This is a genomic window from Avibacterium endocarditidis (assembly GCF_002921145.1).
Lineage (GTDB): Bacteria > Pseudomonadota > Gammaproteobacteria > Enterobacterales > Pasteurellaceae > Avibacterium > Avibacterium endocarditidis.
This window is the reverse complement of record NZ_PQVI01000060.1, coordinates 1-7,157: the sequence shown is the minus strand read 5'-3', so window position 1 is coordinate 7,157 and position 7,157 is coordinate 1. Positions and strand designations below refer to the sequence as shown.

Below are 7,157 nucleotides of genomic sequence, written 5' to 3'. Positions count from 1 at the left end.
CCACCACAATGCCTGTTGGAATATGGGTGATTCGTACCGCTGAATCGGTAGTATTAACGTGCTGACCGCCTGCGCCTGATGAGCGATAAGTATCAATACGTAAATCTGCAGGGTTAATTTCTGGCAATTCGCTTTCTGGCAATTCTGGCATTACCGCTACGGTACAAGCGGAAGTATGAATTCGTCCTTGCGATTCCGTTTTTGGCACGCGTTGAACTCGGTGTCCGCCTGATTCAAATTTTAACTGACCATATACATTTTCGCCGCTGATTTTGACGATCACTTCTTTATAACCGCCCTGCTCGCTTTCATTTGCGCTGAGCATTTCCACACGCCAACGCTTACTTTCCGCATAGCGGCTGTACATACGGAATAAATCACCCGCGAAGATCCCAGCTTCATCACCGCCTGTTCCTGCGCGGATTTCTAAATAGCAGTTATATTCATCGTTAGGATCTTTCGGCAGTAATAAAATTTGTAATTGCGCTTCTACTTGCTCAATTTCAGCTTTGCATTCTTCAATTTCTTCTTGTGCCATTTCGCGCATACTTGGATCATCGAGCAATAATTCGGCTTCTTCCATATTGCTATTTAACTGTTTCCAGCGTGCAAAGCATTTCACAACGTCTTCAAGTTGGGCATATTCTTTTGAATAAGCACGAAATTTTTCTTGATCGCTAATGACTGAGGCATCGCCAAGCAAGGCTTCTAGCTCTTCGTGACGTTCATTTAAACTATCTAATTTACTGATAATAGAGGGTTTCATTTGTTGACCTATAAAATCCACTGACAAAAAACGGCGCTTATTCTAGCACGATTTTGGTAAAAATTTATAGCAGTAAGCAAAGTTCAGCGTATTTATGCACAAGAAAAATTCGCTTATTTTGCACCGCACTTAATAATTTGAATAGTTAAGCGTTGGCTTTGTTTAAATATAAAAAAATCTGTACCTCAAGTTCTTGAGTTTAACTCAGCATTTGAGATACAGATTAGTAAAGCCGTCTTTAGGTGAGATTATTTCCCAATCACTTCCAATCCACCCATATATGGACGTAACACCTCTGGCACGGTGATGCTGCCGTCTGCGTTTTGGTAGTTTTCAAGCACGGCAACAAGGGTGCGTCCAACCGCTAAGCCTGAGCCATTTAGGGTGTGGACAAGACGTGGTTTTTTCTCGCCTTTTACACGATAACGAGCCTGCATACGGCGCGCTTGGAAATCCCACATATTTGAGCAAGAAGAAATTTCGCGGTAGGTGTTTTGTGCTGGCACCCAAACTTCTAAATCGTAAGTTTTAGCTGAACCAAAACCCATATCGCCAGTACATAGTAACACTTTACGATAAGGCAAATTTAACAACTGCAACACTTTTTCCGCGTGGCCAGTGAGTTCTTCCAAGGCTTCCATTGATTTTTCTGGCTCTACGATTTGCACCATTTCTACTTTGTCGAATTGGTGCATACGGATCAAACCACGGGTATCACGGCCGTAAGATCCTGCTTCTGAACGGAAACAAGGGGTATGTGCGGTCATTTTAATTGGCAGTTCCGCTTGCTCTAAAATTTCATCACGCACAAGGTTGGTAACTGGCACTTCCGCCGTTGGGATTAAGGCGTAAGGTTGCTCCCCTTCTAGCGGTTTGGTGTGGAATAAATCTTCGCCAAATTTTGGCAGCTGCCCAGTGCCATAAAGGGTGGCGTGATTAACTAAATAAGGCACATAGGTTTCGCTATAACCGTGTTGTTCGGTATGTAAATCGAGCATAAATTGCGCTATCGCACGGTGCATTTTGGCAATTTGTCCTTTCATTACCACAAAACGCGCGCCGCTTAATTTCACGCCCGCAGCAAAATCTAGCCCTTGCAAATGCTCGCCTAAGGTAACGTGATCTTTCACTTCAAAATCAAAGGTTCTTGGCTCGCCCCAACGAGAAATTTCCACATTGTCGTTTTCATCGTTGCCTAGTGGCACTTCATCGGCAGGAATATTTGGAATGCTAAGGGCAATTTCTTGCAGATCCGCTTGCACATCATCAAGTTGGCTTTTTGCCATACTTAATTCAATGCCCATATTATCCACTTCCGCCAATAATGGCTCAATGTCTTCGCCGCGTGCTTTTGCCGCGCCAATGGCTTTTGAGCGCGCATTACGCTCTGCTTGTAAGGTTTCGGTTTTAACTTGTAGGGCTTTGCGCTGTTCTTCTAATTCTGTGATACGCGCTACATCTAGCTCGAAGCCACGTCTTACTTTTAATTTTTCTGCCACTTCCGCAAGATTATTGCGTAATAAATTTGCATCAATCATTTTGTTACCTTTAGAAAATAAATATGCTCAAAAAACCGTTCTATTTTAGATCGGATAAAAAAAATAAACTAGGGTCTGTTGATCATTCATTTTGCATTTGAGTGTTCAACAGCTCCCAAACTACTTGCCAGATTTATAACGGATAGTTGTGCTTTGCTCGTCTAGTTGGCGAAGTTTTTCTAATTTTTCACGAATTTGAATTTCCATTCCTCGAGCAACAGGGAAATAATATTGGGTATCTTTCAGCGCTTCTGGGAAATAATTTTCCCCTGCGGCATAAGCATTTTCTTCATTGTGCGCATAACGATATTCTGCGCCGAAACCTAGTTCTTTCATCAAATGAGTTGGCGCGTTGCGTAAATGCTCTGGTACATCATAATCAGGGCTTTCCACTGCCATTTTCTTCGCAGCGTTAAAGGCTTGATACACCGCATTACTTTTCGGTGCAACCGCTAAATAAACGATCGCTTGGGCAATGGCGCGCTCCCCCTCTGCCGCCCCCACACGGGTGAAGCAATCCCACGCGGCAATGGCCACTTGCATTGCGCGCGGATCAGCATTTCCCACATCTTCTGACGCAATGGCCAATAAACGGCGCGCCACATACAGGGGATCGCCCCCTGCGGTTAAAATGCGTGCATACCAATACAAAGCGGCATCAGGCGCTGAACCACGCACGGATTTATGCAAGGCTGAGATGAGATCATAAAAACGATCGCCTTGTTTATCAAAACGGGCTTGCCGTTCGCCCAACACTTCCGTTAATAAAGTGCGGTGCAAAAATTTGCCATTTTTGCCCTCTTCCGCCATATCTGCCATTAATTCAAGGCTATTTAATGCAAGGCGCGCATCGCCATTGACATATTCCGCCAGCATTGAAAGCAAATTGTCTTCTAAGGTTAAATCAAGGTTGCCTAGCCCTTTTTCTTTGTCATTAATGGCACGCTGTAACACTTGTTCGATTTCTTGTGCGGTTAAGGATTTCAGCACATACACGCGTGCGCGCGAAAGTAAGGCGTTATTCAGTTCAAAAGAGGGATTTTCAGTGGTTGCGCCAATAAAAATCACCGTGCCATCTTCAATATAAGGCAAAAAGGCATCTTGCTGGCTTTTGTTGAAACGATGGACTTCGTCCACAAATAAAATGGTACGCAGCCCTGCGAGCCGATTTTGTTTGGCGCGCTCAATGGCTTCACGAATTTCCTTTACCCCACCTGTTACCGCAGAAATCCGTTCCACTTCCGCATTAATGCGTTGCGCAATAATTTCTGCCAAGGTGGTTTTGCCTGTGCCGGGTGGCCCCCACAAAATCATTGAGTGAATATGCCCTGCTTCAATGGCTTTGCGTAATGGTTTGCCCACGCCAATTAGATGGCTCTGTCCGCAATATTCGTCTAAATGGGTTGGGCGCATTCTCGCCGCTAAAGGGCGAAAATCATTTTCAGCAAAATCAAAAGCAAGATTAGGCATTTTTTTCTCTCGTCTATGGATCATTTCAGGAAAAATAAGGCTAAATTGTAAACCATTTAGCCTTAAAAGTGCGGTGATTTTTGGTTACTTTTTCTTACGCTGATCGTCCAGCTCTGCGCCTTTCGGCACGCTGAATTTAAACAAATTATCTGCCAACGGTTGGTTGGTGATATTACGCAATAAGTATAAATTGGTTTGTCCGTCTTTTTCTGTGGTGCTGAAGTTTTTTAGCACGCCATCAGCATCAATGCGAATATTGAACTGCTTAATATTGCTTTTCGCGGATTTTGGTTTAAGGGTAAAGGTATCCGCTGATTGCGCCACGGTATATTTTTTCCATTGCGCTTGATCGTTGCTGGTAAGCAACACAAATGGCGTATTGTTCACCGCTTCAGACACCCAATTTGCCGTAACCTGTTGCACGAAAGGATCGTAAAACCACAGGGTTTTGCCGTCTGACACAATTTGGCTTTCTTGCGGAGATTGGTTATCCATTCTGAATAAATTCGGGCGTTTAATGCGAAGTTTGCCTTTGCCTTGTTGAATCTCTTTGCCTTTGGCATCACTGACTTTTTGCACATAATCTGCGCTTAACACGTCCACTTTGTTAAGGCGCGCTTGTAATTCACTCACCGCATCAGCCCAAGCCATTTGGCTTAAGCCTAAACATAAAAGTGCGGTGATTTTTACTGCCATTTTTTTCATAAATCTTCCTTCCTTTAATCCTAAAATAATGGGAAACCATTGTGTTAATCAGACAATAAAATTTCCCATTTGTTGCATTTTCTTTATGCTTAGCTTTGTAATTCGCTGAAAGATTGAACTAATAATCCGAACGGCGAGCTAAAATTTCACGCTTACCATTTTGTAGGGGCGAAACAATGCCTTGTTCTTCCAGCTGATCCATAATGCGTGCGGCACGGTTGAAGCCAACGCGGAAACGGCGCTGAATTGACGAGGCTGAAGTTGTGCCAGTTTCGATCACGAAATTCATCACTTCATCAAACAGATCATCAAGATCGCCATCATCACCATTGCGAGCCACTTCGCCCTCTTCATCATCGGCACTGTCTAAAATACCGTCAATATAATCCGGTTTGCCTCTTGCACGCCAGTCATCGGCTACGCGAGCCACTTCGTCATCGCTCATAAATGCGCCGTGAACACGGATTAAATCGGAAGAGCCTTGCCCTGAATAAAGCATATCCCCACGGCCTAACAGAGTTTCTGCACCGCCTTGATCGAGAATGGTGCGCGAGTCAATTTTACTCGCCACGGTAAAGGCGATACGGCTTGGAATATTGGCCTTAATCAAGCCTGTAATCACGTCCACAGAAGGGCGTTGAGTGGCCAAAATCAAGTGAATACCGATGGCTCGGGCTTTTTGTGCAAGGCGAGCAATAAGTTCTTCAATTTGCTTGCCTGCCACCATCATCAAATCAGCAAACTCATCGACAATCACCACAATATAGCTGAGTTTTTCCAGCGCAGGTGGCATTGCGTCCATTGTGTCGCCCGGTCGCCAAATTGGGTTTGGAATTGGCATTCCCATTGCGTTATATTCGTCAATTTTTTCGTTATAGCCTTCAATATTACGCACACGCAAGGCGGATAATAATTGGTAACGGCGCTCCATTTCGTCCACGCACCAACGCAGCGCATTGGCGGCTTTTTTCATATCCCGTAACCACTTCGGTGAGCAAGTGTGGAATGTCGTTATAAATGGAAAGCTCCACCACTTTCGGATCGATCATAATAAATTTCACTTCTTCAGGTTTCACTCTGAAAAGTAAACTTAAAATCATCGTATTCACCCCAACGGATTTCCCCGAACCTGTTGAGCCTGCCACCAACAAATGAGGCATTTTGGCTAGATCTACGATCACAGGATTGCCGCTAATGTCTTTTCCTAGCGCCATTGAAAGCAAAGATTTTGACTCGCGAAATTCTCGGCTATCCAGCACATCACGCAGCGGCACCATTTGGCGCTGTAAATTTGGCGTTTCAATGCCAATATAAGGCTTACCAGGGATCACTTCTGCCACACGAATGGAGCGGAACATCAAGGCACGCGCTAAATCTGTATCAATATTGGTAACTTTGGACGCTTTCACACCCGGTTGCAATTCCAATTCATAACGCGTTACCACTGGCCCAACCAACACATCTTTTACGCTCGCTTTTACATTGAAGTTGCGTAATTGTTGTTCAATGCGTTGCGAGGTTTCTAAGATTTCTTCGCGCGTGATATTTTGTTCTTCCACTTCACGTTTATCCAATAAATCTAAACTTGGCAACGGCGTGGTAGGTTTTTCCGCTTTTTTCACCTGCTTTTGTAAGGCTGGGTGAATTAAGGAATCGCCATAAGGCTTGTAAGTTGGCTGGCTTACCGCAGGCTGATTTACCGTTGATTGCGTTGGATTTTGCCCAGCCAGAATATCCGCTAAAGCATCTTCCGCATTGATTTCTTTTGCGCGCTGCTGCATTTCAGCCAAGCGTTGTGCTTCTTGCGCAGCGAACTGACGCGCTAATTCATCCATTTCATTATCTTGCTCAGGCAAATTTTCTGTTTCAGAATGATTGTCTAACGAATAATCAGGAATGGATACCTTTAATTCAGGTGCTTGTTCTATTGCAGAAAACTCTGTAGAAAAATGCACCGCACTTGGTAAATCTGCCCCATTGGGTAAATCTGCCTGTGCCGTTAAATCCTTCTGTTCAACAACAGCTTGAACAGGCTTAACCATTGTCTGTTCTGTGCTTACGCCAATTTGTGTGGCTGAGCTCGTTACTGTGCTGGTTTGAGGAATACGCACATTCGGCAATGGTTCTTCTTGCCCTACACCATAATTAGAAAGGGATTCCATTTGGCGGGGATCAAAAAGATCTTGGCTATTGGAAACGGATTGGCTTTCATTATGTGCAAATGGTGCTTCTGGCTGAACAAATTCTTGTAAGCCACTAATTTGAATAAAGGTTTGATTGTCTTTATGTTGCTCTTCGCCTGCTTCGTTTTGCGCTGCATTTTCATTTTGTAATGACGAAATTGGCGCAGGCTTTTGGATAATAATTTCCTCTAAAGGCTCAGGCTCGCTGTCTGCTCGTGGCTCGGCGGGCATTGCCATTGCTGGAGTTTTGTCCTCATTCATTGTGAGCCAGTAATAAAATCTCACAAAAAGCTGCACTAAAGCTTTACCTGAACACAAAATAAAGCCTGCAATAGCTGACAATAATGCGCACAAAATCACTCCTGCTTTGCCTAAAACAGGATAAAGGGAAACCACTAAGCTTCCACCTAACACCCCACCAGCAAGATAAGAGCTAGTGTTAGAAAGCAATAAGGTGGCTAATGCGGTTAAACCGCCAAATAATAAAATCCCCCC

The 7,157-nt window shown here is 44.2% G+C and carries 4 protein-coding genes and 1 pseudogene; all 5 read right to left on the bottom strand.

Annotation, left to right across the window (positions count from 1 at the left end; translation table 11 throughout):
- The coding region (locus C3Z13_RS04585; RefSeq protein ID WP_103855142.1) for a peptide chain release factor 1 at positions 1-766 on the bottom strand (766 nt) is incomplete at its 3' end.
- A gap of 248 nt (positions 767-1,014) precedes the next feature.
- The gene (serS, locus tag C3Z13_RS04580; RefSeq protein ID WP_103855141.1) at positions 1,015-2,304 is read right to left on the bottom strand and encodes a serine--tRNA ligase; all 1,290 of its coding nucleotides are present in this window, start codon (positions 2,302-2,304) and stop codon (positions 1,015-1,017) included.
- Between the two features lie 120 nt (positions 2,305-2,424).
- Positions 2,425-3,774 (bottom strand): replication-associated recombination protein A, encoded by a 1,350-nt coding sequence (locus tag C3Z13_RS04575; RefSeq protein ID WP_103855140.1) that lies wholly within the window; start codon positions 3,772-3,774, stop codon positions 2,425-2,427.
- An 84-nt stretch (positions 3,775-3,858) separates the two neighbouring features.
- Positions 3,859-4,479, bottom strand: coding sequence for an outer membrane lipoprotein periplasmic chaperone LolA (gene lolA / locus C3Z13_RS04570; RefSeq protein WP_103855139.1), 621 nt, complete (start codon positions 4,477-4,479; stop codon positions 3,859-3,861).
- A 118-nt stretch (positions 4,480-4,597) separates the two neighbouring features.
- A pseudogene (locus tag C3Z13_RS12665) lies at positions 4,598-6,323 on the bottom strand (DNA translocase FtsK); the annotation flags it as partial.
- Positions 6,324-7,157 lie beyond the last annotated feature (834 nt).